Annotated in this window: 24 protein-coding genes and 1 tRNA gene; 17 read left to right on the top strand and 8 right to left on the bottom strand. The window is 60.2% G+C overall.

The genetic code is table 11. The features are described 5' to 3' along the window. Positions 1-158: 158 nt before the first annotated feature. The 6 genes from FQ755_RS08720 to FQ755_RS08695 all read left to right on the top strand — a co-directional run bounded on the left by FQ755_RS08720 (position 159) and on the right by FQ755_RS08695 (position 6,331). On the top strand, positions 159-1,283 hold the full coding sequence (locus FQ755_RS08720; RefSeq protein WP_186308460.1) for an ROK family protein: 1,125 nt from the start codon (positions 159-161) through the stop codon (positions 1,281-1,283). A 409-nt stretch (positions 1,284-1,692) separates the two neighbouring features. After that, entirely contained in the window at positions 1,693-2,826 is a 1,134-nt protein-coding gene (locus tag FQ755_RS08715; RefSeq protein WP_144153133.1) for an alpha-D-ribose 1-methylphosphonate 5-triphosphate diphosphatase, read from the top strand. Positions 2,827-3,066: 240 nt separating this feature from the next. Then, complete coding sequence (locus FQ755_RS08710) at positions 3,067-3,966, top strand: phosphate/phosphite/phosphonate ABC transporter substrate-binding protein (RefSeq protein ID WP_144153131.1); 900 nt, start codon at positions 3,067-3,069, stop codon at positions 3,964-3,966. Beyond that, positions 3,963-4,826 carry a phosphonate ABC transporter ATP-binding protein gene (gene phnC, locus FQ755_RS08705; protein WP_260858441.1) on the top strand — a complete coding sequence of 288 codons (864 nt, stop codon included), beginning with the start codon at positions 3,963-3,965 and terminating at the stop codon, positions 4,824-4,826. The genes FQ755_RS08710 and phnC overlap by 4 nt, the downstream gene beginning before the upstream one ends. Next, a complete protein-coding gene (gene phnE, locus FQ755_RS08700; protein WP_144153129.1) occupies positions 4,823-5,623 on the top strand; it encodes a phosphonate ABC transporter, permease protein PhnE in 801 nt (266 codons plus the stop codon). The genes phnC and phnE overlap by 4 nt, the downstream gene beginning before the upstream one ends. A gap of 51 nt (positions 5,624-5,674) precedes the next feature. Continuing rightward, positions 5,675-6,331 carry a DapH/DapD/GlmU-related protein gene (locus tag FQ755_RS08695; RefSeq protein ID WP_144153127.1) on the top strand — a complete coding sequence of 219 codons (657 nt, stop codon included), beginning with the start codon at positions 5,675-5,677 and terminating at the stop codon, positions 6,329-6,331. 5 nt (positions 6,332-6,336) lie between these two features. Here FQ755_RS08695 and FQ755_RS08690 read toward each other — a convergent pair whose 3' ends face one another. After that, positions 6,337-6,741: an ASCH domain-containing protein gene (locus FQ755_RS08690; protein ID WP_260858439.1), complete on the bottom strand. Its 405-nt coding sequence runs from the start codon at positions 6,739-6,741 to the stop codon at positions 6,337-6,339. Between the two features lie 53 nt (positions 6,742-6,794). Continuing rightward, positions 6,795-7,310 carry a nucleotidyltransferase family protein gene (locus FQ755_RS08685; RefSeq protein WP_260858438.1) on the bottom strand — a complete coding sequence of 172 codons (516 nt, stop codon included), beginning with the start codon at positions 7,308-7,310 and terminating at the stop codon, positions 6,795-6,797. Positions 7,311-7,517: 207 nt separating this feature from the next. Here FQ755_RS08685 and FQ755_RS08680 point away from each other — a divergent pair, with 207 nt between their 5' ends. Further along, positions 7,518-8,882, top strand: a complete 1,365-nt coding sequence (locus FQ755_RS08680; protein WP_260858437.1) for a DUF2252 domain-containing protein — start codon at positions 7,518-7,520, stop codon at positions 8,880-8,882. Between the two features lie 667 nt (positions 8,883-9,549). Continuing rightward, positions 9,550-10,110, top strand: coding sequence for a hypothetical protein (locus FQ755_RS08675; RefSeq protein WP_144153123.1), 561 nt, complete (start codon positions 9,550-9,552; stop codon positions 10,108-10,110). Between the two features lie 208 nt (positions 10,111-10,318). On the opposite strand, the gene FQ755_RS08670 is transcribed toward FQ755_RS08675, so the two are convergent. Beyond that, complete coding sequence (locus FQ755_RS08670; RefSeq protein WP_144153228.1) at positions 10,319-11,038, bottom strand: autoinducer binding domain-containing protein; 720 nt, start codon at positions 11,036-11,038, stop codon at positions 10,319-10,321. A gap of 632 nt (positions 11,039-11,670) precedes the next feature. Here FQ755_RS08670 and FQ755_RS08665 point away from each other — a divergent pair. Further along, positions 11,671-13,131 (top strand): sensor histidine kinase, encoded by a 1,461-nt coding sequence (locus FQ755_RS08665; RefSeq protein ID WP_144153121.1) that lies wholly within the window; start codon positions 11,671-11,673, stop codon positions 13,129-13,131. On the opposite strand, the gene FQ755_RS08660 is transcribed toward FQ755_RS08665, so the two are convergent. Beyond that, complete coding sequence (locus FQ755_RS08660; RefSeq protein ID WP_144153119.1) at positions 13,128-13,625, bottom strand: acyl-CoA thioesterase; 498 nt, start codon at positions 13,623-13,625, stop codon at positions 13,128-13,130. The two genes, FQ755_RS08665 and FQ755_RS08660, sit on opposite strands and share 4 nt — an antisense overlap. Before the next feature lie 124 nt (positions 13,626-13,749). Between FQ755_RS08660 and FQ755_RS08655 the strand changes: the two genes are divergently transcribed. The 3 genes from FQ755_RS08655 (at position 13,750) to FQ755_RS08645 (ending at position 15,987) form a co-directional block, all read left to right on the top strand. Beyond that, positions 13,750-14,718: a response regulator gene (locus FQ755_RS08655; protein ID WP_144153117.1), complete on the top strand. Its 969-nt coding sequence runs from the start codon at positions 13,750-13,752 to the stop codon at positions 14,716-14,718. Positions 14,719-14,822: 104 nt separating this feature from the next. Further along, entirely contained in the window at positions 14,823-15,539 is a 717-nt protein-coding gene (locus FQ755_RS08650; protein WP_144153115.1) for a hypothetical protein, read from the top strand. Positions 15,540-15,666: 127 nt separating this feature from the next. Then, positions 15,667-15,987, top strand: a complete 321-nt coding sequence (locus tag FQ755_RS08645; RefSeq protein ID WP_144153113.1) for a pyrimidine/purine nucleoside phosphorylase — start codon at positions 15,667-15,669, stop codon at positions 15,985-15,987. Between the two features lie 14 nt (positions 15,988-16,001). Here FQ755_RS08645 and FQ755_RS08640 read toward each other — a convergent pair whose 3' ends face one another. From FQ755_RS08640 to FQ755_RS08625, 4 genes are all read right to left on the bottom strand, one after another. Further along, a complete protein-coding gene (locus tag FQ755_RS08640) occupies positions 16,002-16,220 on the bottom strand; it encodes a hypothetical protein (RefSeq protein WP_186308459.1) in 219 nt (72 codons plus the stop codon). 162 nt (positions 16,221-16,382) lie between these two features. Next, complete coding sequence (locus FQ755_RS08635) at positions 16,383-17,534, bottom strand: acyltransferase family protein (protein ID WP_144153109.1); 1,152 nt, start codon at positions 17,532-17,534, stop codon at positions 16,383-16,385. A gap of 189 nt (positions 17,535-17,723) precedes the next feature. Further along, on the bottom strand, positions 17,724-18,110 hold the full coding sequence (locus FQ755_RS08630; protein ID WP_144153107.1) for a nucleotide pyrophosphohydrolase: 387 nt from the start codon (positions 18,108-18,110) through the stop codon (positions 17,724-17,726). A gap of 224 nt (positions 18,111-18,334) precedes the next feature. Beyond that, on the bottom strand, positions 18,335-18,997 hold the full coding sequence (locus FQ755_RS08625) for a hypothetical protein (RefSeq protein WP_144153105.1): 663 nt from the start codon (positions 18,995-18,997) through the stop codon (positions 18,335-18,337). 384 nt (positions 18,998-19,381) lie between these two features. Between FQ755_RS08625 and FQ755_RS08620 the strand changes: the two genes are divergently transcribed. From FQ755_RS08620 to FQ755_RS08600, 5 genes are all read left to right on the top strand, one after another. Next, entirely contained in the window at positions 19,382-20,380 is a 999-nt protein-coding gene (locus FQ755_RS08620; RefSeq protein WP_144153104.1) for a hypothetical protein, read from the top strand. Positions 20,381-20,512: 132 nt separating this feature from the next. Next, positions 20,513-20,589 (top strand) — tRNA-Val (locus tag FQ755_RS08615). 353 nt (positions 20,590-20,942) lie between these two features. Continuing rightward, the gene (dhaL, locus tag FQ755_RS08610) at positions 20,943-22,646 is read left to right on the top strand and encodes a dihydroxyacetone kinase subunit DhaL (RefSeq protein WP_144153102.1); all 1,704 of its coding nucleotides are present in this window, start codon (positions 20,943-20,945) and stop codon (positions 22,644-22,646) included. Between the two features lie 74 nt (positions 22,647-22,720). Next, a complete protein-coding gene (locus FQ755_RS08605) occupies positions 22,721-24,445 on the top strand; it encodes a rhomboid family intramembrane serine protease (protein ID WP_144153100.1) in 1,725 nt (574 codons plus the stop codon). Positions 24,446-24,494: 49 nt separating this feature from the next. Next, positions 24,495-26,336 (top strand): extracellular solute-binding protein, encoded by a 1,842-nt coding sequence (locus tag FQ755_RS08600; RefSeq protein ID WP_144153098.1) that lies wholly within the window; start codon positions 24,495-24,497, stop codon positions 26,334-26,336. Positions 26,337-26,607: the final 271 nt, after the last annotated feature.

Raw genomic sequence — 26,607 nt, 5'->3', positions numbered from 1 at the left:
CGGGTGCCGATTATTGACGCCAGGTATACTGCTCGCTTTTCATCGCCCACCCCGACCGCCCTTGCAATGCGCGGGCCGCACGGGGCTTAACTGCAACGGAGCAGACTCGCGTGTCGAACAGGCATTCCCGGCATCATCACGGATTTAACGGGCCTCGTGTGCGCGACCTCAACCGGGCGCTCGTGCTCGAAGCCATTCGGCAGGACCCGGGCATCGGGCGCGCCGAGATCGCCGCATCGACACGCCTGACTGCTGCGACGATCACCAATATCGTCACCGCGTTGATCGGGGAGGGCGCGGTCGAAGAATCGACTGAACGCGAGGTACGCACGACGGGGCAGCCGGTGCGCAATCTGCGCATCATCCCCGGCTATGCGGCCACGATCGGTCTGCACTTCGATCATGAATTTGCCACTGGCGTGTTGGTCGACGTGGCCGGCAATGTGGTCCACGAAGCACGCCAACAACTGTCTATCGAGGACCCGGCCAGCGCGGTGCGGGTGCTTGGACGACTATACGACGGCCTGCGCGACCATCCGAAACGGGTCGGCAAACTGCTCGGCGTCGGCGTCTCGGTGATGGGCGCCATCGATTCGGTGCGCGGTCTCGTCTGCCAGTCCGCCGAATATCCTGGCTGGCGCGATTTTGAATTTCGTGAGGCGTTGTCGCAGCATGTCGATCACGAAATCCATATCGAGAATAACGGCACGGCTGCGGGCCTCGGCGAATACTGGTTCGGCGATGGCCGGCGCCTCGGCAGCTATATTCACGTATTCATCGGCAACGGTCTGGGCGGCGCGCTACTGATGAATCGCCGCGCCGTGCGCGGTCTCACCGGAAATGGCTGCGAGATCGGCCACGTCAATGCGCATCGTGACGGCAAGCCGTGCTTTTGCGGCGCGCGCGGTTGCCTCGAAACCGTGGTGTCCTTACGCGGACTCGCGCATGCACTTGGGCATGACCATGCCGCCGAACTCGACTTCACGCAACTGCGTGCAAAGCACAGCACGGCGCTGGATCGATGGGTCGAGCAGGCCGGTGACGATCTGGGCCGGGTGCTGGCCGGCGTGTCGAACGTGGTCGACGTATCGGATGTCATTATTAACGGCCTGTTGCCGCCAGAATTATTGCGGCGTCTCATCGAGCGAGCGCGCGACGCGGCGGCCGAATACGAAATGAACGGCCGCCCCGGACGCCTCATGTTCCATCAAGGCCGCGCAAACAGCGAGATTTCGGCTGCGCTGGGAGCGGCCACCGTGCCGCTCTACGGGAATCTGTTCTAAAGCGGCATCTCGCTGAGCCTTTTCTTCACGTTTCTTCGTATCAATTGCACCTTGGCTGTCCGATTCTGGACTGAGCGCCGGTTGAGCGGCTGGGAATCGGTGCAACGGCTTGTGGCGCAGCAGCGGGGCGCTTGCGCTGTTCGAACACTGTATTCGCTCATATTTTCTCAGCCGATGTCATGGTGTTGTCATTCCCGCCGGATCAAATGACCGTGTTTTCCGCGCATTCCGGTGCGCGAGCGATGATGAATTCGTGACGCACGTTGCTTGCGTGTTCAGGTTCTATCGCCGCGTGCCGATACATCTAGACGTTTAGATGATGTTGAGGCTGCGGGCATCTGATTACAACCACCATAATTGCGTCATACAGCAACTTTACGCTGAGGGTATGCGCAGACGGAGTATGTCGATGTTGATCACAAACGCTCGCATCGTTACGCGAGACGAAGAGTTTGCCGGGACCGTGCGCGTCGAAGACGGCGTCATCCGCGATGTCGAACGCGGCGGCACGTCGGCGCGCGAAGCCGTCGACTGGAATGGCGATTATTTGCTGCCGGGTCTGATCGAGGTGCATACGGACAATCTGGAGAAGCATCTTGCACCGCGTCCCGGCGTGCGGTGGAATATCGACGCGGCGTTTGTGATTCACGATGCTCAGGTTGCGGCGGCCGGCATTACGACAGTGTTCGACTCGTTGCGGATTGGGGCGCGCTCCGACGTGGACATGCACAATCGCGATCTGCAGACGCAGTGTACGCAGGCGCTCGCGCGCTTATCCGCGAGTGAGCTGCTACGCGCTGAACATTTACTGCATTTACGTTGTGAAATCGCGGCGCCGGACGTGGTCGAAGTGTTCGATACGCTTTATACGCATCCGCTGTTGCGGCTCGTTTCGGTCATGGACCACACGCCTGGACAGCGGCAATGGCACGATGCCAATCAATGGCGCCGCTGGCAGGAGCGGCACGGCAAGCTGACTGACGAACGTTTCGCCGCCGTAGTAGCGGAACTCGCGGACGGCCAGGAGCGCTACGCGGACGAACACCGCAGCAAAATTGTGGCGCGCTGCCTGAAGCTCGGCATACCGGTGGCGAGTCATGACGATACGACGATCGAGCACGTCGAACAGGCCGCCGACGAAGGCGTCGCGTTAGCCGAATTCCCGACGACGCGCGTCGCTGCGCGGGCTGCGCGCGAGTACGGCATCGCCACGATCATGGGCGCACCCAATATCGTGCGAGGCGGCTCGCACTCGGGCAACGTCTCCGCGCTGGAACTTGCGCGGGCCGGCTTGCTCGACATCCTTTCGTCCGACTATGTGCCTTCGAGTCTGTTGACTGCGGCGTTCGAACTCGTCGACAAGGCCGGCTGGACGCTAGCGCGCGCCATGACGACGGTGTCTTCCGAACCCGCTCGCGCAGTGGGTCTGCACGATCGCGGTGCGATTTCGCCCGGGTTGCGAGCCGATTTTGTGCGCGTGCGGATGCACGATGCACTGCCCGTGCCGCGCGAAACGTGGCGTGCGGGCGAGCGGGTTGTTTGAGACGCGGCCGTGCCGAGACCGGTTCGGTGGGCAAGCCAACGTAACAGCGATCCATTCATCTAGACGTCTCCATGTGGACATGGATGTGTCATATGCGATTTCTAGAATGCGCCAAATGAGGCATCAAGCGCCGCGCCGATTGTCGTCCCAGGATAGTTGCGACAATTAGCGCGGCCACGACATGGTCTGTCAATCTCCGCTGCATCGCACGCTACGCTTTTAATACGACTTGAGGAAAATATGAAGGTATCCAAAGTTTTAGCAGCCGTGGCGTTCGCGGCGGGACTCGTCTCCAGCGCGGCGCATGCAGAGGGCACCTGTCCGAACAATGGCGTGGTCCGGTTTGGTGTCGAACCTTACGAATCGGCGCAACGCATGCTGCCGGTGTACACGGACCTGGCCAAGATGATCGGCGACAAACTCGGCTGCACCGTACAGCTTTATGTGGCGACGAGTTATAACGCTGAGATCGAAGCGATGCGCAACAACAAGCTCGAATTCGGTCAATTCGGCCCGCTCGGTTATGTGCTGGCCCATCAGGTCGCGCATGCCGAAGCCGTAGCGACATTCGCCGGTGACGAAGGCAAGCCGGCTTCGTATTACGCGTCGATCGTCACGTGGCCGGGCTCGGGTATCAAGACCCTGGCTGACACCAACGGTCATTCGTTCGCTTATGCCGATCCTGCATCCACCTCCGGTCATCTGTTTCCGGCCTATGGTTTGAGCAAGATTGGCGTGGATCCCGACAAGGGCGTGAAGGCGATCTACGCAGGCAGCCACACCGCTTCGTTCGAAGCGTTGCGCAACCATAAGGTTGAAGCGGGCGAGCTGAACAGCGAGGAAATCTCCAGCGCCAAGCTGCATAACGAATACGATCCGGCGGCGTATGTGACTCTGTGGCAGTCGCAACCCATTCCGCTCGACCCGTTCGCGGTGCGCGGCGATTTGCCTGCCGATTTCAAGGCGCGCCTGGCCGGTGTGCTGAGCTCGCTGGATCTGCGTCAATTGCCGGAGGTCGACCAGAAATTCCTCGCGGCAAACGAAAATCCCGAACTGAAGACGGTGCCGCAATCGGATGCCGCTTATGACCAGATTCGTGATCTGGTAACGACGCTTCATATCGATCTCGCAAAGCTGTGAATACCACGCTCAGCGCATCTGGTGATTTGCCGCTGAACGCTACTGCAGGGGCATTTCCCGCAGCAGGGTCCGGCACCGACGCGATAGCGCCGCGCACCACGCTCGCCCCCGGCGAAAAGCTGGCCGTCCACAACCTGACGATGCGTTACGCCAACGGTCATACGGCGCTGCGTGATTTCAACGTTTCGGTCGATGCGGGCGAGATGGTCGTGGTGCTAGGCAGCAACGGTAGCGGAAAATCGACCTTTATGAAGTGCGTAGTAGGACTGAATAAGCCGACCAGCGGGTCGGTCGAGGTGGCTGGACGCGATCTCGCCGCACTCGCGGGTAAAGCGCTGCGCCGGGCGCGTCTGCCGCTTGCCCTGATCTCGCAGAACGCCAATCTCGTCAAACGGCGCAGTGTGCTGGCTAACGTCTGTTGCGGCACGCTGGGCCGTCACCGAACGCTGGCTACCGCAATAGGGCGTGTGCCGCGCGAAGAAATCGAGCCGGCGCGCGCGTTTCTGGACGAAGTCGGTCTGCTGCATTTGGCCGGTCAACGGGCGGGCACGCTCTCGGGCGGACAGGCGCAACGTGTGGCCGTTGCACGAGCTCTGGCGCAACGGCCACACGTGCTGCTTGCCGACGAACCAGTCGCCAGCCTCGACCCCGAAGCAGCCGACGAAGTCATGCGACTGCTGCGCCGCCTTGCCAGTGAAGATGGTCTTGCCGTGGTGTGCGTGCTGCATCAACCGGAACTGGCCGCGCGTTATGCGGACCGGCTGGTTGGTCTGCGTCGTGGGCGGATGGAGTTCGACCGCCCGGCGTCGCAAGTCTCCAGTCAGCAGATCGCGCAGCTCTACGTCGACGAGGCTTCATGAACAAGGCACTGGAAATGCGTGCGCCGAGCGGTTCGCCCGGCGCACGTCCGTTCTGGACGGTGTGCATCAGCGTCGTTGCGCTGGCGCTGTTCGTGCAGGCCTGGATCGTCGTGCAGGCGCGTCCGCAGGACCTGGTGACCGGCGCGCACGGCATGGCCGACATCATTTCCCGCGCGATGCCGCCGGCGTTCGATCAGTTCGCGCCGAACCTGTGGCCGGTACTCGAGACGATCGATCTGGCGATTTTCGGCACCGTTTTCGGTGTGATTCTGGCCTTTCCCCTCGCGATTCTGGCCGCTGCGAATGTCACGCCGGCAAAGCCTCTGTATGTCGCCTCACGCGCGGTGATCGGCGTGACGCGCGCGGTTCCTGATCTGGTATGGGCCTTGTTGTTCGTGACGGCCGTTGGGCTTGGCCCGTTTCCGGGTGCGCTTGCGCTCGCAGTGCATTCGGTGGGCATGCTTGGCAGGCTGTTTGCGGAAGTGATCGAAGATATGGACATGGGGCCGGTCGAAGCGCTGACGCTTACCGGCGCCGGCCGCTTGCAGGTGTTGAGCCATGCGGTTGTGCCGGGCGTATTGCCTTCATTGCTCGGCATTGGGCTATTTCGCTTCGATGAAAATCTGCGTTCGTCACTCGTGCTCGGTTTCGTGGGCGCGGGCGGCATTGGTTTTCAGTTGTTGACGGCCATGAACCTGTTTCAGTATCAGACCGTGTCGTTTCTGCTGATTGCGACCTTCCTGCTGGTTGCTTGCGCCGAGCGCGTATCTGCCTATCTGCGTGGCCTTGTTATGTGAGTACGAGGCTGGCATCATCTGTTTTTTCTCATCATTTAAATTCGCACTACTATGTTGATCAATCATGGCGTCGCGGCGGATCCGTGGACGCAAGGCCGCGTCATGTCGGATACGCCGGAGATTCACCCGACCGTGGTGGTTCGTGCCAGCGATTTTGGGCGCTTTACGTATCTCGGACCCCGCAGCTATGTTGCCCAAACAATCATGGGCGACTACGGCTATGCGATGGGTGACAATCAGATCGCTCATGCGGTGATCGGCAAGTTCGTGAACATTGCGACCGGGGCGCGTGTCAATCCGCCCAACCATCCGACGTGGCGAGCGACGCATCACCACTTCACGTATCGGTCGCGCTCTTATGGGCTTTCTCTCGATGACGACGCCAGCATATTCAATTGGCGCGCAGAGGATCGGGTCGAGATTGGTCACGACGTATGGCTTGGGCATAACTCGATTGTCATGCCCGGGGTCAAGATTGGCACTGGGGCGGCGGTTGGATCCGGGGCGGTGGTGACCAAAGACGTGCCGCCGTTTGCGATCGTGGTTGGTGTGCCGGCGCGCGTGCTGCGGTTTCGTGTCGAACCGCAGGTTGCGGAGCGCTTGCAGCAGATTGCCTGGTGGGACTGGAATCCGCAGCAGATCGACGCGGCATTGGCGGACTTTAGAGAACTGAGCGCGGAGGAGTTTGCTGCGAAGTACGGCGCGTAAGGATATCAGTTAGCGACCTCACGCGCGATGATCTCGACCAGTTCGAAGTGCAGTGTCACGAGTTCAAAACGGTCATGCAGGTCAACGTGCGGCATGCAGCGGATATGGCACTCGCGGAATTCCTCCGCGCTGGAAAATGTTTCGCCGCGCCAGACCTCTTCGGGAATGTCGCCGAATTTGATCGTATAGACCTTGGTTGCCTTGATGATGCAGCGAAGCCGCTGCTTTAAATCGTAGACTTCGATCACGTCACCCGGCGCGTAGCTGCCGTCGCCATATTCGCCATACGGTTTGTAGTATTCCTCGACCGTTTCAGCGGTGACAGTCTTGTGACCCTCCATTACGGCACGCGGAAGACTATCGTCGTTTTCGTCGGCGCCCCAAAAAGTCAGTCTCTTTCTTCGGTTCATTGGTGTCCTCGTGGATTAATGCTTTTCCGATCTGCAGATATAAATCTGCATTCCTAAGCGATGACGGTGGCTCGCGGCCAGCGTTCCCGATATCTTTTCTGCTCGACTCGTTGACGATAGGTTTCGACGCTGACGCGCGCAGGGTTGCGCCGCACGACCATGGAAAAGAGGTCGTCGAGTCCGTATGGTGCGCAGATATCCATTGTGTCGTCATCAAGCAGAGTCAATCCGACTGCCGTCGTGTACTCCGGCCAAGAGGCGACGGCGTCGGCCAGCGAGGTCAAGGGAGGTACCGCGTGGCCGAACGCGTTTTCGTACCAAAGATGAACGGTGGCCTGGTTGGTGACTTCCCACGGAACGCCGGGACATTGCGCGGCCAGACGGCTTTGGATCTCGGCGTCGCGAGCCGCAGAAAGATTCGAGGCGTCGAAGTACGCGACGTCGACATCGGTCAGGGGCGTTGGAGTTTCATGTCCGTGCAGCGAGTCCCAGACCAGATTGCGAATTGCCCCAGCGCCGATGCACCAGGACTTCAAGCCGGATTCACGCACCGCGGACAGCGCAGACATACACCAGGACGAATGTCGTGCGATTTGGATCAATCTTTCGTGGTGACTCATTGCGGACTTGTCTGCGAGAACTGGCGGAAGCGAGATTGTCGCCAATTCCGGCAGGGCCGTCGAGTCACGGCGTTGTCATCGAACGTTGTTTGAATGAGCAACTCCAGTCGGGGAGGGGCCATGTCGCCCCTCTTTCTTTATGTCAGGGGGAGAATCATGAAAAAACTGGCAATCGCGCTGTCCGCCGTCTGCCTGCTGTATGCGTCTGCCGCTCAGGCACAGACTTCGCGCCCAAGCTGGGTGGTCACGCAGATCTACAATTACAACCATCCGTTTGCGGCTACGGACAGCACCGATCTCGCGACAAAGATGTCGACCATGGCGGCTGACGCCTTCGATTTTTATCGCGGCACCGATCACATCTTCTATCAGGACATGCTCACGCTGCCCGCGTCCCATTACACCACCACGCAGACCGGCTTTACGTGGATAGGCGGCGACGCTCACATCGGCAACTTCGGCGCCTGGCAAGACAGCGGCGGTAATAACGTGTTTTCCGTGGATGATTTCGACGAGGGCTATCTTGGCCAGTACGTTTGGGATCTGCGTCGGCTTGCCGCCAGCATGGTTTTGGCAGGACGCGCTAACGGTATCGCCGACAGCGATATCACGACGGCCATCGACACCATGGTGGGTGCCTACGTCAATGAAATGAATACCTTCATGGGCAGTAGCGCAGAACTCAGCTTCCAGCTTAAAAATGGCAATACGTCAGGCGTGGTGCAGACGGCGATCAGCGACTCCAAGGGTGATAGCCGCTCCAATCTGCTAGGCAAGTACACCCAGGTGACGAACGGCGTGCGCAGCTTCCAGAACATCGCCAACACTTTGGTGCCGGTGGATAGCACGACTTATAACAACATCGCCGCAGCGATGAGCAGCTACGTCAGCACTATTTCTTCATCCAAGCAGTACGCCGCGAGCTATTATCAGGTAAAGGACATTCACCAGAAATTGGGCTCGGGCGTCGGCAGTCTGGGCAAGCTCCGTTACTACATTCTGATCGAAGGCCCGTCTGCTTCTACCTCAGATGACGTGATTCTCGAGATCAAGCAGGAAACCACCAGTGCCGTTGCCGAAGCGAGCAGCAACGGGCAGGCGCTGTTATCCGCGGACAACAGCAACGATGCCGCGCGCGTTGCCTTGACGAACAAGGCACAGACGCTCAACGCCGACGTATTGGTGGGTTATGCCACGATCAATGGCATGACGTTTTACTTTCACGAGAAGTCACCGTATGAGGAAGATTTCGACTATACGCAGCTAACCAGCGCAGGCAAGCTCAATACCGCTGCGACCTATTTAGGGCAGGCGCTGGCGTCGGCACATGCCATCTCCGATCAGGACTACAACAGCGCGATTGTTTCGTACAGCATCGATAAGGAGGTGAGTAATGCTGTGACCAGTACGAGCGGGTTGGAGTCGGAGATTGCGAGCTTTGCCTTTAGCTATGCAGCGCAGGTCGAACTGGATTGGCAGGCGTTTGTAAATGCTTATGAAGCCGGGACGGCGCTTTATTAGAGGTTGATTCGCAGTCTTCCCGCCGCCCATCACACCTGCCGTGGGCGGCGGTTCCTTAACCTAATTGATGTCGGCCTTTTACAACCCCAACTTCTTCAACAAATCTCCGCGGTCTGCAAGGCTCCTTCAACCCATCCCAGCGCATCCGAAGAATAGGCCCTCCACAAATAAACAGTGACCGATCGGCCAGAGGCGGCGCGCTCGCTTCGTGTATCGCCGCGCAATGTCGACGAGGTTCGACGCCAGGATCAGTTCCTGCGTTGCCAGTTCGTTCTGCTGCTGGCAACAGAGGATAACGGGGCAGCTGAGAGCGCGATGCGTTGAACAGGCTGCCAATGGCGCGCGCGATCGAGGGAAATTCGGTTGCCGGTCAATCCGGTACGCGCGGGTCCGCTAGCATCGCGTATAGCCTTGGCTGCGCGCGTGGCAGTACGGCTTGGCGCCACAAGAGACGAAGTAACTGGAAAGTCTGACAGGTGAGGGATGACACCGGGCGAGTCGGGTCAAAGTTACCGATCAATTTAGTGCAGGAGGCCCACCGCATCATTTCCGGCCTTTTGATGGAACTGTCATTGTTGACAGTTATCCGTCCGATAGTCGTCCCGCATAATCGGCGTGCGTGGACCGGTTGACGAGCCGGGGCGGCGAAAGCCCGTCCGGATTGGCATTGGAGCTGTTCCGCCCACCGCGGGCGCGGCGCAAGGAAAGTTTCGAGCCTTACCGAGGGCTGTTGGAACCTGAGAGCATCATAAGAATGGCGAGCAGCCCGCGTGACGAGCGTCACGACGGGCATGCCGCAACGCGGAAGGCGCACATCGCGCGGACGTTGGTGTTTTGTAAAGATGCGCGCATCCAGCCGCGTGTCGATACCAGTTGGCTTCGAGGCTCCATGACACTGACAAAGATCTCGCTGCTGAACCGCATGCAATGCGGCCAAAAATACACGGCGACCCAACTGGCCCATGTTTTTTCCGTTTCGCGCGTGACGATCCTCGGCATGCTGCGCGTGCTGGTCGACGAAGGCGAGTTGCAGGTCACCCGCACCAACGCGCGAGTCATCCATTTCACCCGGGAGCTTCCCCAGTCGTTGGAATCGGGCGGCGCGAACACGCGTGCCGTCGCAACGTTTCCTGTCACGCGCAATCTGGAGGGCTGCCTCTCCAATTACGACCAGGAACTCGGCGCCCGTTCGCGGTTGGCCTTATTGGCGCGAGACCGCTGCCGTTAATACAATGCGCCGGCAGGGGAATCGCGCCGTATAGCGGTGTCATTCAACAGCATGGCGAATGTAATCAGCTTAAATTCGCCGGAAATCTCTCTTAATTTAATTGGCGGCATGTGCCTTAGCAGCGTCCCTTAAGATCCCATTGCGATTTGATTGACTGAGTCAGCTATTCAGGCAATAAGCGGATTCAACCGCACATTCAACCGCGTTCTCAGCCGGTATAGATCAGGCCCATCGCAATGGCCTTGACGACCGCCTGTGTCTTGTTCGTCGCCGCCAGCTTCAGCAACACGTTATTGACGTGGAAATTGACGGTGCGTTCGGAGATATTGAGGATCTGCCCGATCTCGTAGGAGGTCTTGCCTTCGCCGGTCCAGCACAGCACCTCGCGTTCGCGCAGCGTCAGCGTCGCCGAGCTTTCCGGCGCGAGCGCCGGCACCAGGAAGCGGCTCATGAGCGTGTGCGACACATTTGCGAGCCAACTCATGGGCAACGTCAATGCGTCGACCTCGGTTTCCTTCAGCGAATCCGCCGGGCGCGACAACGTCAGAAGTCCGAACGCGCCCTGAGCGGCCCAGCTCGATTGCGCGGCGCCCACTTTTAGCCCGAAATCGTAAGCGTCGGACCATAGCCTCCTGGCATCACCCTCCGTGGATTCAGGCCAGACAATCAGTTCCGAGCCGCGCATGCCTGCACGCACCGTGGGATCGATGTCGAGAAAGCTGCTCTTCTGATAGTGCTCCATCCACCCTTCCGGGTAGGTATCGAAGATGGCTACCACTGGCTTCGACACGGGCACTGCCAGGCGGATTCCGTAACAGCAGTATTCGAACCCGAGCTGCGCCGCGAATGCAGCGATCTGCTCGAAGAGCTGATCCTCATCTTTCGCAGCGAGAAAACGCTGGTAAGCATCATGAAAGCGTGGGTCCATCATCACTCCCCCGTAGCGACGTCGAGCTGCAATGGGTCGCCGCAAACCCGGCGAACAGCCTGCCCGTCCCCATGAAACCCTCGCCGATACATCATCCGTGGTCGCCTGTTGGCCTATATATTTGTTTCCGGGCATGTGCTGACCGGGTTACAGCTGATTCACGTGTAATCGACCCTTGACACGAGACCGACGGCAGCGGCGCGAGGCAGCGCTAAAAGCGTCAGGTGCGCACTAAAACACGCCTGTAAACAGAATGACGCGAGTATCGCATCATCGGGCCGAACCTGCAGTCGGTGCGCTTTTCGGTTTAAACCACGTCAGAGTTCACTTATAAACAAAATTGAGCGGGTTTTCAATCTCCATTCAATGAAGCGCCGAGCCACGCAGAAACGAATTTCCTCGGCATGCCTGTCAACATTGACAGTTACCTCTCCACTACGTGCCTGTAATACGCTCCTGCAAATGCCTGTCCGGGGTTGGCGGCGGTTTCACGGCGGGTTGCAGCGGCCGGGATGATACGATTTGTGTAGCGCACATGACCGATCGGGGTCGATTTTCCGGTTTCATTTTTGCGGCGGCCGCGCCAAACCACCACAACTGGTCACAACAGCGAAAACGCTAACAAGAGCGCCATGTACTCGATATTGCCTGCCTTCGTCTCCGCATTGTTTTTGGGGTTCGGGCTATACGTGCTGCTCACCGAGGGCGTGACGCGCCTTTCCATGCCGTTTGCGCTGATGTGTGTGACCACCTTCGCATGGCAAGGCACGTGGGCGTTCCTGTTTCAGACCACCAGTGCCGACATCGCCGGTCCGCTGGTCAAGCTGGGCTATCTGTTCATCCTGTTTTTACCGACCACTTTCTACCATTTCGTCACGGAAGTGGCGGGACGGCGCGGCGAGCGCCGCCTGCTGTTCATTTCATACGGGCTGTCGGCGTTTCTGGCCATTCTGCTGCTCAGCGGCGACGAGGTCGTCGCCGGCTTCGAGATGCATTTCTTCGGGCCTTATCCGAAAGCCGGCCCGTTGCATCCCGTACACGTCCTGCAGACCGTTTTGCTCGCCTGCCGCAGCGGCTGGCTGCTGATCACGGCAAAGCGCCAGGTGCGCGGCAAGGCGCGGCGCCGTTTGCTCGACCTGTGTCTGCTCAGCCTGTGCCTGTATTCGGTTGCGGCGGTGGACTATGTCGTGAATTACGGCATTACGTTTTACCCGCCGGGGGTGATCTTCATTGCCGTGGGGCTCGGCATTCTGGGCATCACCATCGTTCGCCACGGCTTGATGAGGCCATTCCTGCTGGCGGCCACGGTGGCGCATGAGGTCGCTACGCCGCTGGCGGCAATCGGCATGCATGCGGAGGAAATCGGCACCGTGCTGCCGGAATTGCTACGCGGCTACCATCTGGCCGTGCAGCACCGGCTGGTGAACGAAGGCCTCTATCCGGGGCAATCCGAGCGCCTGGCCGGTCTGGCCTCTGCAATACGGCGCCAGGTTGAAAGCACCAGCACAGTGGTCGAGATGTCGCTGGCGTCGTTTACCCTGGACAGGCTGGACCCGAGGAGCTTCGCGCCTCATTCGATCCGCGCCTGTATCGATTCGGCGCTGGAGCGCTTTCCGTTTCATCCGGGCGAGCGCAATCTCGTGTACGTCGCGGCGATCAATCCGCTGCTGCGCTTTTCCGGTTCGGATTCGCTGATCGTCTTCGTCATTTTCAATCTGCTCAAGAACGCCTTGTATGCGATCAGGGAAAGCGGCACGGGAAGGATCGAGATCAGTGCGCATCAGGATAACGGCTTTTGCGTGCTGAACTTTCGTGACACGGGGCCGGGCATCGCGGCCGACGTGCTGCCGCATATCTTCGATCCGTTCTATTCGACCAAGTCGCATGGGCACGGCGCGGGCATGGGCCTCGTATTTTGCCGCCGTGTGTGCGAGGTGTTTTCGGGTAGCATCTCGTGCGAATCGGTGCCGTTCGAACACACTACGTTTACGCTCCGGTTGCCGGAGCCGGGTTCGTCGGCGGACCGCGCACAGCGCGGCCCGCCTGTTAGACCCCACCGCTGGTACAGCAAGCGGCAGGACTATGTCAGTTAGCTCAGGTTCGACGGCATGACAAGTTCATACTCTTTGACCCGTTCGATGATTCCGGCCGGAAAGCGCTGAATGCGCCGGTTGGTGTCGGTGAACAGGATCTGTTGATAACCCATTGAGACCGGATTGCCGTCCACACAAAAGCGGAACAGCAGGTAGGCCGAACATTGCCGCACCTGGAACGTATTAAGGTAGCAGTCCACGCGTTGAAACGGGAAAGTCTCGTGGACGTATTCCTGGTGTGCGCGTTTCGTGACGAACATGCCACCTGCTGCAAGGAGGTTGTTGTGTACGCAATCATGGAACCAGCGTTCACGACACACGCCTTGCCATTCGAAGTAACGCGCAAAATAGGTATTCATAAAGGCATTAGAGTCCTTGAGATAGACATCGATTGCATGGTGAAACGTTTTCTTAGTCGTGCCGCTCAGCATTTGCTGCGAAAGCAGTGCGGTACCGCGCGAGAGAACCTGGGGAATCGCATCTCGAACGAACATGAAAAACTCCTGAATCTTAATAGGCTGCTAGCGGCAGCCACGCCTTCCTCCTAAGTGGAGGAAGACATTATTTTGTTCTGCCAATTGTTTATCTGTACCCGTAAACACGCTTTTCGAGGAATGTATGAGTAGCTTTGTGAGACAGCCGGTTCTGTATCCCGTGACCACGGTCTTTCTCGACGACAGTGCTGATTTTCTTCATGCATTGCAGGGAATTTTTCCGGACGAACATCTGAACCGGTTCTTCACGAAGCCGCGCGAAGCCCTGAGCTTCATCCTGGCCCGCTCTGAGCGGATCGCGCCTAGCAAGCTGTCGGGTGCGGACTATTCGGAGTTCGAGAAGAAGGGTGGGAGCGCAATCGGTCGCGACGTATTGATGGACGACGTGCGATTCGAGGCGATTGCGGCGGTCGTGGTGGACTACGAAATGCCCGAAGTGGATGGCATCGAATTCCTCGCCTCCATTCGCAGCATTCCATGCACGAAGATCCTGCTAACAGGGGCGGCCGGCGAAGTGGAAGCGGTTGCCGCGTTCAATGACGGGCTCATCGATTTCTATCTGAAGAAGACCGATGCGGGGATGACGCGCAAACTGGCCAGTGCGCTGGCGGAGGCGAAAGCCAAACACTGTGCGCAACGGGGCTACATCAGCGTGCATGACGTCGGGTCGACCTACTGCGATCCGCGGACCCAGGCGGCAATCAACGAAGTGGTGGTGGCCGAACGCATCGCCGAATACTACTGGCGTCCGGAGCAGGATGCGGTGCTGATGTTCGACGTCGACGGCAATCCGGGCATCTTCCTCGCGTGGGCCGACGGCGACTGGAAATTCCAGTGCAGTGTATTGATGGACGAAGGGGGCGCCGCCGCGCTGTTAAAAGAAATGGAGGCGCGTCGTGTGATGCCGGTGTTCTGGCCTTCGCAGACGTATCGCGCGGGACTTGCGGACCTGCGCTTCGAGACGCCTGCACCGATTGCCGAATGGCCCGGGGCATTTTATTGCTGGAGCCGAATCGATCCGCGTGAGATCGAGCCGGGTGTGCAGACCTGCGCGCAATGGCGTCAAGCCAAGGCGTTGGGACTTTGCTCCTGAAAGCGTCGATCACCACGCTCAGGGCGCGCCATATGGACGGCGGCTCGGGTATCACAGGTGATAGCGTGCACAATGACGCATACGTTCACCCTTAAGCGCATCACGTGCAAAATACCCTGACTTCGATTTTCTGCAGCGGCGACGCTCTGCGCAGCCGGCGCGTGAGCGACGTCGTGCTCACCGGCACCCTCGACGTACCCGCGCCCTCCGCACGTCTCGCGGCGGATTGGAGCAGAGAGATCGCGTCGAACATGAACCTCGAAGCGGGCGATGTCGAGGTCATGCCGTTAGCGCGGGCGCGCGCACGCTGGCCGGAATACTCGCACTGCGTCCAGGCCGTGTCCGATTGGACCGGTGCGCTCGGCCTGGCCGGCGTGCTGGCCGCGAGTGACGTGGCGCTGATGGCCTGCCGCGGCGCACGCTATCACCACGACGCCGCGCAATATGGCGGCGCGGCGTTCTGCAATCTGTTCATGAGCGACGACAAGGGGATGGACCTGTATTTCCCCGCGCTAGACCGGCGCATCGCGCTGCGCCGCGGCACGGTGGTGATCTTCGATACCGGCCAGCCGCACGGCGTCATTCCGCGCGGCAGCAGCGTCTTCAAGACAGCGGATTTCGCGCCCGACGGGGACAACGTGCAGATCTTCCTCACGTGGGAACTTTCTATCGAAGATTCCCGGGTCACGCAGGCGCTCGAGGTGACATTCGACATCGAACCCGCCGCTGTGCTGCAACAACTCGACGAAGAGCAAGTCCGCCTGAACGGCGAAACGGTCACGCTATGCCCGGAATCCGGCCGTTGGTGCCGCACCGAGTAGCGTCAGCGGCTGCCTGTATGATGACGTGCTGGCCTCACCGGCACGGCACCCGGCACGCCAACCGGCGCGCCGTGCGGCGCCGGCGCATTCATTGCATCCATTCACGTTGACCCATAGGAAGACCGCCATGACGGCCGCTACGCAATTCGATCAGGTTTCCGTTATCAAACGCGCCAACGTCTACTTCGACGGCAAGTGTGTCTCGCATACCGTGTTGTTCGCCGACGGTTCGCGCAAGACGCTCGGCGTGATCCTGCCGGGCACGCTCAACTTCGGCACCGATGCGCCGGAACATATGGAAGTGCAGGCCGGCCAGTGCCGCGTGCGTCTGGAAGGCAGCGAAGAGTGGAAGACCTATGGCGCGGGCGACACCTTCTCGCTGCCCGGCAAGATCCGCTTCGATATCGACGTGAGCGAAACGCTCGACTACGTCTGCAGCTATCTGTAAAGACAGGCGAGCGTTCAGGCGCCCGGAATGCGGGCCGTAAAGCACGCCCCTGCTTCGGCGCTCGAGCAGACCTCGAGCGTCCCGCCGTGCGCCAGTGCATTGCCGACCAGGTTGGAGATCAGTGGCTGGCTGCGCACGGTGTCGCAACGCACCGCGCCTTCAATGTCGATCTCGCTGAGCACGGCGCGTGACGGATTCGAGCCGGACAACTCGCCGACGGCGGCGTGAAGCACGGCAGCAAGGTCGTCGATTGACGGATCGTCGCGGGAATGCCGGCGCCCAGGCCGGCTGGTTTGGGATAATGCGAGGCGAATCGCCAGCACCTGGCCTTTCGCCTCGCGTACTCCGGAGGGAGAGCCGCTTAAGCGGGCGTAGCCGCGCAGAATCGCATTTCTTTATTCCAGCACCTCTGGTCCGATGCCATCGGACACGGGTGTCAACAGAACCGGCTCGCTCGCCGGCGATCGCTTCATCCGGTTCGCCAACCGGTCCTTGAGACGCAGGAACGGCGCCTCGACGAAATAGTAACTGGCCGTCGCCGCGCCCACCGCCTCCAGGATGCCGAGCGGAAACGCGTGCGGAATCGGCAGATTCACATTCGCAAAGAGCTGCTGCCAAAGGTACAGGCTGAACGAGATGGTGCCGAGAAAAACGAACGGCGCGGTTCGCAACAGCCGCGAACACCAGAAATCGCTCTGAAAATAAAGCACGACGATCACGATACCGACGAGCGCCGCTTCGAGCGTCGTTCCGTAAGTAGCGTTCCAGAAGCCGCCGAGCCGCGCTTCCGCGAGCGGCATCAGAACAAACAGCGCGAGCACGATGGCCGTGGGAATTCGCGTGCCGCCGGGCCATGAGCGAATCCATGCATCGATGCGTTCCTTGTTGAGCGCGACGAAACAGCCAATCAGGATCGGGTCGATGCCGGTGTGGAACATCATGCTGAGCTGTCCGCGCAATTGCGGCGCAGCGAAATACGTGGCCACGCGGATCAACGGCACGAGGAAAATCAGCAATACCAGCACGAGCTGGCTATTACGGCGCCAGATATAAAAAAGCAGTGGCGGCCAGAGCCAATAAAACTGCTCTTCCAGCGCGAGCGTCCAGAAATGGCCGAGATACCAGGCGCCGTCCGCGTGAAGCGTGTTGATGGTGGACATTCCCCCCAAACCGGAATAATTCCACAGGTGCAGCGCGGCGAACATGAACTGGCGGCCGTCGACGTCGGTCCAGCCTATTAACGTCAACACCACAACGGCTGCCAGATACGTGTAGAAAGCCGGCCAGATGCGCAGCGCCCGTTTCACATAAAAGGGCAGCAGCCGGATGCGGCCGGTACTCTTTAGCTCCGCCTGCAGGATGCTGGTAATCAAAAACCCGCTCAGAACAAAAAACACCAGCACGCCGAGACGGCCATCGGAAACCAGCCTTAGCGGCCTGAGAAGGCCGGTATAACCACCGGCGAACAAACGCTGCGCGTGTCCCACGACGACCATCGCCACGGCGATAGCGCGTAGCCCTGTCAGCTCTTGCGCACGATGTTTCATTGCTCTTATCCCGCGTGGACTTGGCTTCAGCCTGCCAGGCGCACAACGCCGAGGCCGTCAACCTGGGTGTGCGTGGATAAGTTTCCTCGAAAAATATTGAAGCAAAATTGAATAAAAATTCGCCGGGCAGGAATATTTTCTGCGGCGGCGGACGCGCGGGTTTACCCATGTGTCCGGGTTTGCCCCGAGTTACCCGTCTTGGGCTTTGTCCTTGTACTCGGTGTATTTCCGCGCGTCGCCGCGCACCTGGTCGGCGGGATATTTGGCGCGGTTGAGCACCATCTTTTCCTGCACGGCCTGGAAGAGGTCGACATCGAGTTTGTCGGCGAGGCGCACGAGGTAGACGAGGACGTCGGCCATCTCGTGACGAATCGCGGTGAGCTTCGCGGCGTCGAGTTCGGCAGTCTCGCCGGAGACGAGCCACTGAAACGGTTCGAGCAGTTCGCTCGCCTCGACGCTGAGCGCGGTGGCCAGATTTTTCGGCGTGTGGAATTGGTCCCAGTCGCGTTCGCTGACGAATTCACGCACGATCTCGCGAATGGCGCGCAGGTCGGTTTGTCGTTCAGATTGGGTCACGTGGCTGCCTGTCACAGGTCGGGAATGATCGACGCCGCTAACGGTTTTGCATGCCCGGCGGTCGCCTGAAAGCGGTACCGGATTGCGCCAGCACGGCTCTTTTGCGCGATTGTAGCGCGGGCATCTGCATTAACAGGCCAGACGGTCTGAATGAGGCGCGGCGCGGCGAATGCCGCCGCAAACGCCGCTGAGAGTACCGCCGCAAACGCCCGACCCGTTGCCGCTCAGAACCGGTAACTCACGCCGATCTCTGCCACCGGATACAGCTTGTAGCGGCCCACGTCGTTGCTGATCTTCTGTTCCTGCTGATCGATGTTCGCCTGCGTGGTGAAGAGCGTATAGATCTCCGGCACGTTGTACGTCACATGTGGACGGCCGTATGCCACGCCCAGATCGAGCGTGAGACCAAAGCCCTTCGCAACCGGCTTGTGTCCATAACCGATACCCAGATACGGCATCGCGTGCGGCAGCGAGGCAGTGGCGGTGGGTGCGGAGCCGACTGCGGGCACGTAGTCTCTGCCGATCTTATAGTTGCCGTCCGCGTTGGGGATGGCATGCGCCTTCAGTTCGTCGTCGTTGAGCAGCACGCCGGTCGTGACGCGAAAGCCGCTCGATGCAAACGGGAAGAGGTCGAGATAGAGGCCGCCTTGCAACAGCTTGAGGTGGCCGTCGTATTGATTGCCGGCCACCGTGACCGTGTGCGAATAGCCGAAGCCGTCGAAATCAGCATGCACGCCGGCCCACGAACTGAGCGGCAGCGCCGCGCCGATGCCTGCGCCGAGCGTGCCGCCCTGAACATACACTTCCTGTGCATTTGAAACGCCTGATGCCATTGCTGCGACTAACGCGAATGCTGCGACGCGAGCCGCCTTTTTTACCTGTTTCACCGCACCTTCTCCCTGAAGGAATTTATCCGTGGATGAGACTTTACGGTTCGGGTGCGGGCTTCAAATGAGCGAACAGTGAGGCATTCACCCAGCAGTTCGGATTCCTGAATCGAAAGTTCGAAAAAGCGGAATTTTGTACGCGTAAATATTGCTTGAATCAGGAAAGATTCGGTTTACTGATTAGATTTGAGCCTTGTTTAAAGGTCTTTTCTGCAGATTGCCTTGGGTGATGCATCTGGATAATGACTTCATCCATTGGCCCGATCTTCACGCACACGTATCGGCAGCGCGGGCCGATTCATCTGAACAAAAGAAGCGCCTGGTGCGCTTCATATGCGGTTGGTGTGTTCGTGTGCGCGCCTCGCAGTAATGTATGGAGCAGGCATGTCTTGGTATCGGACGTCAGGTTCATTCGGTGCGGTGGCGCTCGTCGCGGCATCCGCTTTGTTGAGTGCGTGCGGCGGCGGTGGTGGAAGTTCGGGCAGCACGGCCAGCGCTGCGGCATCGAATCAGCTCAAGCTGTCTACTGCCGTGCAAAGCGAACCGGTTGCGCGCTATGCAGCGGCCTTTAGCATTCTGTCGGGGCCTGGGGTGGCCGCGATTTATACGTCGGTCGTGCAATCACTCGTCAGCGGCGTGACGTCGAGCGCGGCTTCGACCACCACGGTTTGCCCCGGCGGCGGCTCGATTGGCGTCGCTACGCAAAACGCGGGGTCGTCGGGCCTGCAAGCGGGTGAAACGGCCACCGTCGGCTTTAATCAATGCGTGGGACAGGTGACGGCGCCCGGTGTATCGAGCACGGATGCGGTGGCGGGTTCGGTCACCGTGCAGGTGCAGAGCGCACAGGGCGTGGTGGGCGACAAGTCCAATAACTGGTCGTACACGGCCGTCGAATCCACTAGCGGGCTGACCCTGACGTCGTCGAGCGGGACGACGACGGTCAACGGAACCGTCACGTTCACGATGAGCTACGACGCTGCAACCGGCGTCACCACGACAACCGCCACTGCACCGACGGTCACGCTCGATGTCGCGCATGTGCTTTCGTCGGGAAGCGTCACCGGCACGATGACGGTGACCGCGCTGAATTACTCGCGCGTGCATGGCGTGGATCCGTCCAGCGATACGGTCACGACAAGTGGCGCGCTTAGCGTGCAGGCCAGCGACGCCGTGATCGCCTTCGACTTTGCCACGCCAACGCCGGTCATGATCAGCGGCAGCGATCTGCAAAGCGGCGTGATCCAGCTGACGGGCGACAGCACGGTGGAGACCATCACGGTGGCTTCGCCGACTACGGTCGGCATCAGCGTGACGGCCAATGGCCAGACGGGGACGTACACGGAAACCGTTGACAGTCTGCGTCAACTGACCGGCGATAACTGATCGGGCTCAATGCGGTGTGCGCGATGAACCTGCGTGCGCATCGCGTTTCCTGGTATCGGTCTGCTGACGGAGATGAAGATGTCGGCGGGGCTTGTGCTGTGCAATCAGAGTCTCTATAATTCGCGCCTCTAAAGGCTCGTAGCTCAGTTGGTTAGAGCACCACCTTGACATGGTGGGGGTCGTTGGTTCGAATCCAATCGAGCCTACCAACGCACAATCGAAGCAGGTGGAAGCTGAAGCCATTGAGGTTCAAAGGTTCGGCTTCTGCCTGTTGTCGTGGCTTGCGCTGGTCTTCGTTTTGCGTTTGTCTTCGCTTCGTTTTCTTCGCGCTTTCGCAGCGCAACTTCTCCGCATATTCCCCTGCTGCTTTCCCGGACATCTGCACCGCAATGCGTCGCTGTACGTCAAGGCGCGGTAAAGTCAGGTCTTGGGCGCTGCGTTTGAATCTATCGGTAGCCATTCGTAGCTATTCGCAGTCAGTCCCCGCAGTCTCGCAACCCCAGCCGCGACGCGCTCGTGATGCACACTCACAGCCCGGCGGTTCAAAAGGAAGCTGACGCATATGAAGAAGCTCATCAACGATGTCTCCTCGATCGTCCCCGAGATGCTGGATGGACTCGCCGCGCTCAATCCCGGTCTAGCCTTGCTGCAAGGCGGCACGATCGTCGTGCGGGCCGACAGCGAGGCCGCCGCCCAGCGCGGCGAGGTTGCGCTGATTTCCGGCGGCGGCGCGGGCCATGAACCCGCTCATGCGGGCTATGTGGGCCCCGGCATGCTAAGCGCAGCGGTAGCCGGAGAAGTCTTCACATCTCCTTCGACGGACGCGGTGCTCGAAGCGATCCGCGCCGTGGCCGGCCCTGCGGGTGTGCTGCTCATCGTCAAGAACTACACCGGCGACCGTTTCAACTTTGGGCTCGCGGCCGAGATTGCGCGCGCCGAAGGGATTGCGGTGGAGCTCGCGATCGTCGCGGACGACGTCGCGCTTTCCGCGAGTGGCGAGCATGCCGGCCGGCGTGGTCTTGCTGGCACGGTGCTGGTTCACAAGATTGCAGGCGCGGCCGCTGCCGAAGGACGGCCGTTGAGCGAAGTGGCGCGGGCCGCGCGCGAGGCGGCGGCCATGCTCGGCACCATGGGCGTCGCGCTTACGCCGTGCACGGTGCCGGCCGCAGGCAAAGCCGGTTTCGAACTGGCTGATGGCGAGATCGAATGGGGCCTTGGCATTCACGGCGAACCGGGCGTCGAGCGTGGCGCGCTGGAGTCGGCGGACGCCGTCGCCGCACGGTTGCTCAGCAAGATTGTCGATGATCTCGCGTTGCCGGCAGACGCGCGCGTGGCCCTGCTGGTGAACAATCTGGGTGGCACGCCGCAGAGCGAATTGAATATCGTCGCCGCGTCGGCGCTGCGCTATCTCGCGGCGCGCCGTATCAAGGTGGAACGTGCCTGGGCCGGCACCTTTCTGAGCGCGCTGGAAATGGCGGGCGTTTCACTGAGCTTGTTGCGCCTCGACGACCAGCGTCTGGCGTGGCTCGATGCTGCGGCGCGGACGTCCGCGTGGCCCTCGTTGAGCGGTCAGGTGGCGCACGCTTGCGTCCTGGACTCGCCTGTCAAAACCGACGATACCAGCGGCGCGCGGCTCGCGCGTGAATCCACCTTGCGTCAGGTGATCGAAGCGGTGTGCGCACGTCTGATCGAAGCGGAGGCGGTGTTGACCGGGATGGATCAGCATGTCGGCGACGGCGATCTCGGCATTAGCCTCGCACGCGGTGCGCGGGGCATCCTGAGCGAAATCGACGCGTACCCTGCCGAAACGTCGCCTGGCGCTGTGTTGCATGCACTGTCCGCGACGGTACGACGCGTGGTGGGCGGCACCTCGGGGCCACTCTATGCGGCGATGTTATTGCGCGCGGGCAGCATGCTCGATCAGGCGAGCGACGCCACCGCGAAGCAATGGGCCGAGGCGTTTGGCGCGGGCGTCGCGGCGTTGATGGAACTGGGCGGCGCGCATGCGGGTGATCGCACCATGGTCGATGCGCTGTTGCCTGCCGTCGATGCACTGCAAGCCGAACTGGCAAAGTCTGCGAATGTTGACCTGGCTTTACAGGCCGCAGTCGACGCGGCGGTAGCAGGGGCTGAACAGACGGCCTCGATGAACCCGCGGCTGGGCCGTTCGAGCTATGTCGGCAAACGCGCATTGGGTTTCGCCGATCCTGGCGCGCATGCGGTTGGAATTTGGCTTGCGGCAATTCAGGCGGCGTTGCCGCGTTGAAATCGCCTGCCAGCTCATATCGTGTCGCCACCCGCTTGGTGGGAACAAATGCCAGGCGTGGCCACGAGTGCATTGTGTCGCGCCGGGTTCACTCCCCATTTCTAGACAAAGCGGCAAACCTGGCGCACCATTCTGCAAACATCAGACAGAACCGACCGACGGAGCAACCACGCGGGCCATCACCGCCGCACCGATCAGAAAGAGCGAGGTCCGTTAACAGGACCCACCGTAACCGGGGGAAGAGGATGAATCGCGAGGAGCCGACCTGGCAATTCGAGGCGACAGAAGCCGTCGACATGGCGAGCGCCGCCGCGGCGCCACCTGTCATCGACCGGTTTGAGATTGCTTACGGCCCAGGTATCCGCCAACGTGGCGCGGCCTATCGTGCCGGGTCGTTCAAAAGCCGCGGTGCGATCCTTTTCGCGGATGGAGAGGTGCGCATTTTGACTCGCGCCAAACGGCTCTTCGGCGCCGATGTCGAAACGGACCTGCGCCTTACGCCCCGCAACATCTATAACGTCGTCGTGACAGCCACGCTGATCCGCTTCGATGCCATAGTCGAGCCCGGCACATTCCAGACTATCCTGATCCGCGCTAACAGCGGCTCCGACGCGTGTGCGATCGCCTCACAACTGCCCACATCGATGACGCCGGAATTCGCTGCCGAATCGACGCGCATGAACCGCTTCCTCGACGGGATGGCGTCCCGCACGCCGCATGTCTGGGTGACGTGGGCGCTGGTCGCGCTAAACGTGCTCGTCTATCTGGCGATGATCGAAAGCGGTGGCGGGTTTCCCAAGATGAGTGGTCAAACGGCGCTGGCCTTCGGTTCCAATTTCGGCCCCGACACGCTCAATGGCGAATGGTGGCGGCTCCTCGCCTCGATGTTCATCCATTTCAGTCTGGTGCACATTACTTTCAACATGGTAGTGCTCGTGCAGATGGGCCGGATTGCCGAGCGCCTGTTTGGCAACGCCCGGTTTGCCGCGCTGTATTTCTTTACTGGCCTGACCGCGAGCCTCACCAGCCTGTGCTGGCATCCCATTCTCAACAGCGCGGGCGCGTCGGGCGCGATCTTCGGTGTGCTGGGTGCGTTGCTGGCCTATGTGATCCGGTATCGTGCCAGCATGCCGACGACCATCCAGGCACAACGGTTTCGCTCGGTGGTGTTTATTGTCGTTTATAGCCTGTTTAACGGGCTAACCCATCAGGGCATCGACAACGCCGCGCACATCGGCGGTCTGATCTCGGGCTTCCTGATGGGATGGTTGCTTGCCCGGCCGATTGGTGCCGAGGAATCACGCCTCGGCTCGCGTGATGTCGTTCTGCTGTCGACCTCGCTCGCGGCGTTTGTCATTGCTGGGCTGTTCTTTCAGGCGGTGCGTTCGAATTCGACGCCAGCGGCCCAGCAGGAACTCGCCTTTGCGGTTGTCGAGCGGCAGGAAGCCATTGATGAACTCAAAGCGTCAAAGGACGCATCGGCGATGTTGCCGATGATTCGTCATCCTGAGCAACACGATGCGTTCATCACAAGAATACGAACGACGGTTTGGCCCGAATGGAATGCGCTCTACGAGCGGATGAACAATACGGTGTTGCCGCCCGGCTCGCAGCGCGCGCCATTACGGGCGGCGCAATTGCGATACTACGACGACATGCGGCAGGCATGGCTCGATCTCGCCGATCAAGGAACCTCGCGCGAGAATCCGGGCTCGGGCGCGGCCCAGAAAATCCGGGCTTTGCTGGCGGATGCAAAGGTGCAGCGCACGCTGGCGGCAAAGCTCTCCACGCAGTGGTAAGGCGGCCGTCCGTCTTGACGCTGCCTTTAAGGCAGGCTAACTTCCTGGGATGCCATTATTGCTTACCGTCCTCCGCTTCTGCGCGGCTGCGCTGGCGCTGTCCACAATGGCGGTCCACGCCGCATCTTCAATCGCCCAATTTGGCCAGCCGCGCTATGCCGTGGGCTTCACGCATTTCGACTACGCCGATCCGGCGGCACCCGTCGACGGCACGCTGAACTTCGGCAACTACGACGAACTGCAAAGCTACGATTCCCTCAACCCGTTTCTTCTGCGTGGCACGCCAGCCCCGGACATCCGCAACCTGATGTTCGATACGCTGATGCAACGCAGTTGGGACGAGCTGGCTGCGGAATATCCGTTGATTGCGGACGGCGTGGAAGTACAACCGGACTTCACCTCCGCAACCTTCCATATCAATCCCGCCGCGCGCTTTTCCAACGGCGATCGAATCACGGCGGCCGATGTCAAATACTCGTTTGACACGCTCACCGGCCCGCAAGCCTCGCCGCTGTTTAACTCGGAGTTCTCGGTCATAAAAAGCGCCACGGTGATCGATGCGTCGACGATCCGTTTCGACTTCAGGCGCGCGGAACGCGATGCGCCGTTGATCGCCGGCGATCTGCCCATTTTCTCGCCCAAGTGGGGTGTGCGGCCGGACGGTACGCATCTGCCATTCGATCAGACCGCCAACGTGCCTCCGATCGCGAGCGGCGCTTATCTGATCGAGAGACGCAAGAACGACAAGGACATCACATACCGGCGTAATCCTGCTTACTGGGCGGCGGATTTGCCTTCACGGCGCGGCATGTTTCGTTTCGAGCGGGTCTCGTTCCAGCTCTTTACCGATAACTTCGGACTGCTTGAGGCATTCAAGGCCGGCAACCTCGACGTGAATATCGAGGGGAGTGCGACGATCTGGGCGCGGCGCTATATAGGCGAGGGTTTTCGTAGTGGTCTGTTGAAGAAGGGCCTGTTCCCTAATGGACCGGCCTATATGCGCGGCTTGATCATGAACCTGCGCAGGCCGATGTTTCAGGACGTGAGGGTAAGGCGCGCTTTGACGTTGGCGTTCGACTACGACTGGATGAACCGCATGATGTTCTATGACCAGTACCGGCGTTCAAACAGCTTTTTCGATCCGGATTCGTTTGGCGCGAGCGGCATGCCGGGTCCGAAGGAACTGGCGCTGCTCGAACCGTACCGCGCGAGTTTGCCGCCTGAAGTATTCGGCCCGATGCTTAAGCAGCCGGACACGCTCCCTCCCAACTCGTTGCGCAACAACCTGCGCGAAGCGCGCGATCTGTTGAGCGAGGCGGGTTGGCGCTATCGTGACGGCGCGCTGCGCAATGCGAACGATACGCCCATGAGCATCGAGTTATTGGATGACCAGCCCGGTATGGACCGTTTGCTGCTGCCGTACATGCAGGCGCTCAACACGCTCGGTATCGACGCGCATCTGCGTGAGGTGGATAGCGCGTTATACCAGCAACGTCTCGATAGCTTCGACTTCGACATGACCACGGGAGGGTATCCACCCGTAACCGTGCCCGGTGTCGAACTGTTGCGCCGTTTCGGCAGCGCGGCTGCTTCGGAGGTGGGATCGGAAAACACGGTGGGCGTGCATTCCGAAGTGGTCGACGCCCTGATTCAAGACGCGCTAAGTGCGAACACGCTGGGCGATCTCGAGGCCGCCACGCGCGCGCTCGATCGCGTGCTGGTGAATTCGTATTATCTGGTGCCCGAATTCTACGCGCCGAATTCGCGCATCGCTTACAGGTCGACGCTTGCTTATCCGTCCACGTTGCCGAAGTCTTATCATGACCCGGACTGGGTTATCGACTACTGGTACGCTAAACCGCGCGACGTAATAGCCGGAGACCGTAGCTGATCGACCACCGCCTGTCTTGCGGCAACGCCCCAAGCGGAAGACCACATGCGACGAAGGCTCCGCGCAGAGGCGGTGGGCCAACCGTAAGGACGTGCCTGGCAATACAAACTGCCGCACGGGCGGCGCAATCCGGGCTGACGGAATTGCTTAAGCGTGCCTAAACCAGGTAACAGACCGCAAAACTTCTCATTCTGTAAGCGGACGAATGTGTGGCAACATGCGGCGCATTGACTTTGACTTTGACTCTCACTGAATTGACTGTATGGGTAAT

This window comes from Paraburkholderia sp. BCC1885 (genome assembly GCF_900996235.1).
GTDB lineage: Bacteria > Pseudomonadota > Gammaproteobacteria > Burkholderiales > Burkholderiaceae > Paraburkholderia.
Note: the sequence above shows the minus strand (reverse complement) of the source record. Positions and strands in the feature narration are given on the sequence as shown.

Excerpts from the sequence above, each read along its gene's own strand:
- FQ755_RS08715 (WP_144153133.1), top strand. The coding sequence starts at position 1,693 with ATGTTGATCACAAACGCTCGCATCGTTACGCGAGACGAAGAGTTTGCC.
- FQ755_RS08710 (WP_144153131.1), top strand. The coding sequence starts at position 3,067 with ATGAAGGTATCCAAAGTTTTAGCAGCCGTGGCGTTCGCGGCGGGACTC.
- phnE (WP_144153129.1), top strand. The coding sequence starts at position 4,823 with ATGAACAAGGCACTGGAAATGCGTGCGCCGAGCGGTTCGCCCGGCGCA.
- FQ755_RS08695 (WP_144153127.1), top strand. The coding sequence starts at position 5,675 with ATGTTGATCAATCATGGCGTCGCGGCGGATCCGTGGACGCAAGGCCGC.
- FQ755_RS08690 (WP_260858439.1), bottom strand. The coding sequence starts at position 6,741 with ATGAACCGAAGAAAGAGACTGACTTTTTGGGGCGCCGACGAAAACGAC.
- FQ755_RS08685 (WP_260858438.1), bottom strand. The coding sequence starts at position 7,310 with ATGTCTGCGCTGTCCGCGGTGCGTGAATCCGGCTTGAAGTCCTGGTGC.
- FQ755_RS08680 (WP_260858437.1), top strand. The coding sequence starts at position 7,518 with ATGAAAAAACTGGCAATCGCGCTGTCCGCCGTCTGCCTGCTGTATGCG.
- FQ755_RS08670 (WP_144153228.1), bottom strand. The coding sequence starts at position 11,038 with ATGGACCCACGCTTTCATGATGCTTACCAGCGTTTTCTCGCTGCGAAA.
- FQ755_RS08665 (WP_144153121.1), top strand. The coding sequence starts at position 11,671 with ATGTACTCGATATTGCCTGCCTTCGTCTCCGCATTGTTTTTGGGGTTC.
- FQ755_RS08660 (WP_144153119.1), bottom strand. The coding sequence starts at position 13,625 with ATGTTCGTTCGAGATGCGATTCCCCAGGTTCTCTCGCGCGGTACCGCA.
- FQ755_RS08655 (WP_144153117.1), top strand. The coding sequence starts at position 13,750 with ATGAGTAGCTTTGTGAGACAGCCGGTTCTGTATCCCGTGACCACGGTC.
- FQ755_RS08645 (WP_144153113.1), top strand. The coding sequence starts at position 15,667 with ATGACGGCCGCTACGCAATTCGATCAGGTTTCCGTTATCAAACGCGCC.
- FQ755_RS08635 (WP_144153109.1), bottom strand. The coding sequence starts at position 17,534 with ATGAAACATCGTGCGCAAGAGCTGACAGGGCTACGCGCTATCGCCGTG.
- FQ755_RS08620 (WP_144153104.1), top strand. The coding sequence starts at position 19,382 with ATGTCTTGGTATCGGACGTCAGGTTCATTCGGTGCGGTGGCGCTCGTC.
- dhaL (WP_144153102.1), top strand. The coding sequence starts at position 20,943 with ATGAAGAAGCTCATCAACGATGTCTCCTCGATCGTCCCCGAGATGCTG.
- FQ755_RS08600 (WP_144153098.1), top strand. The coding sequence starts at position 24,495 with ATGCCATTATTGCTTACCGTCCTCCGCTTCTGCGCGGCTGCGCTGGCG.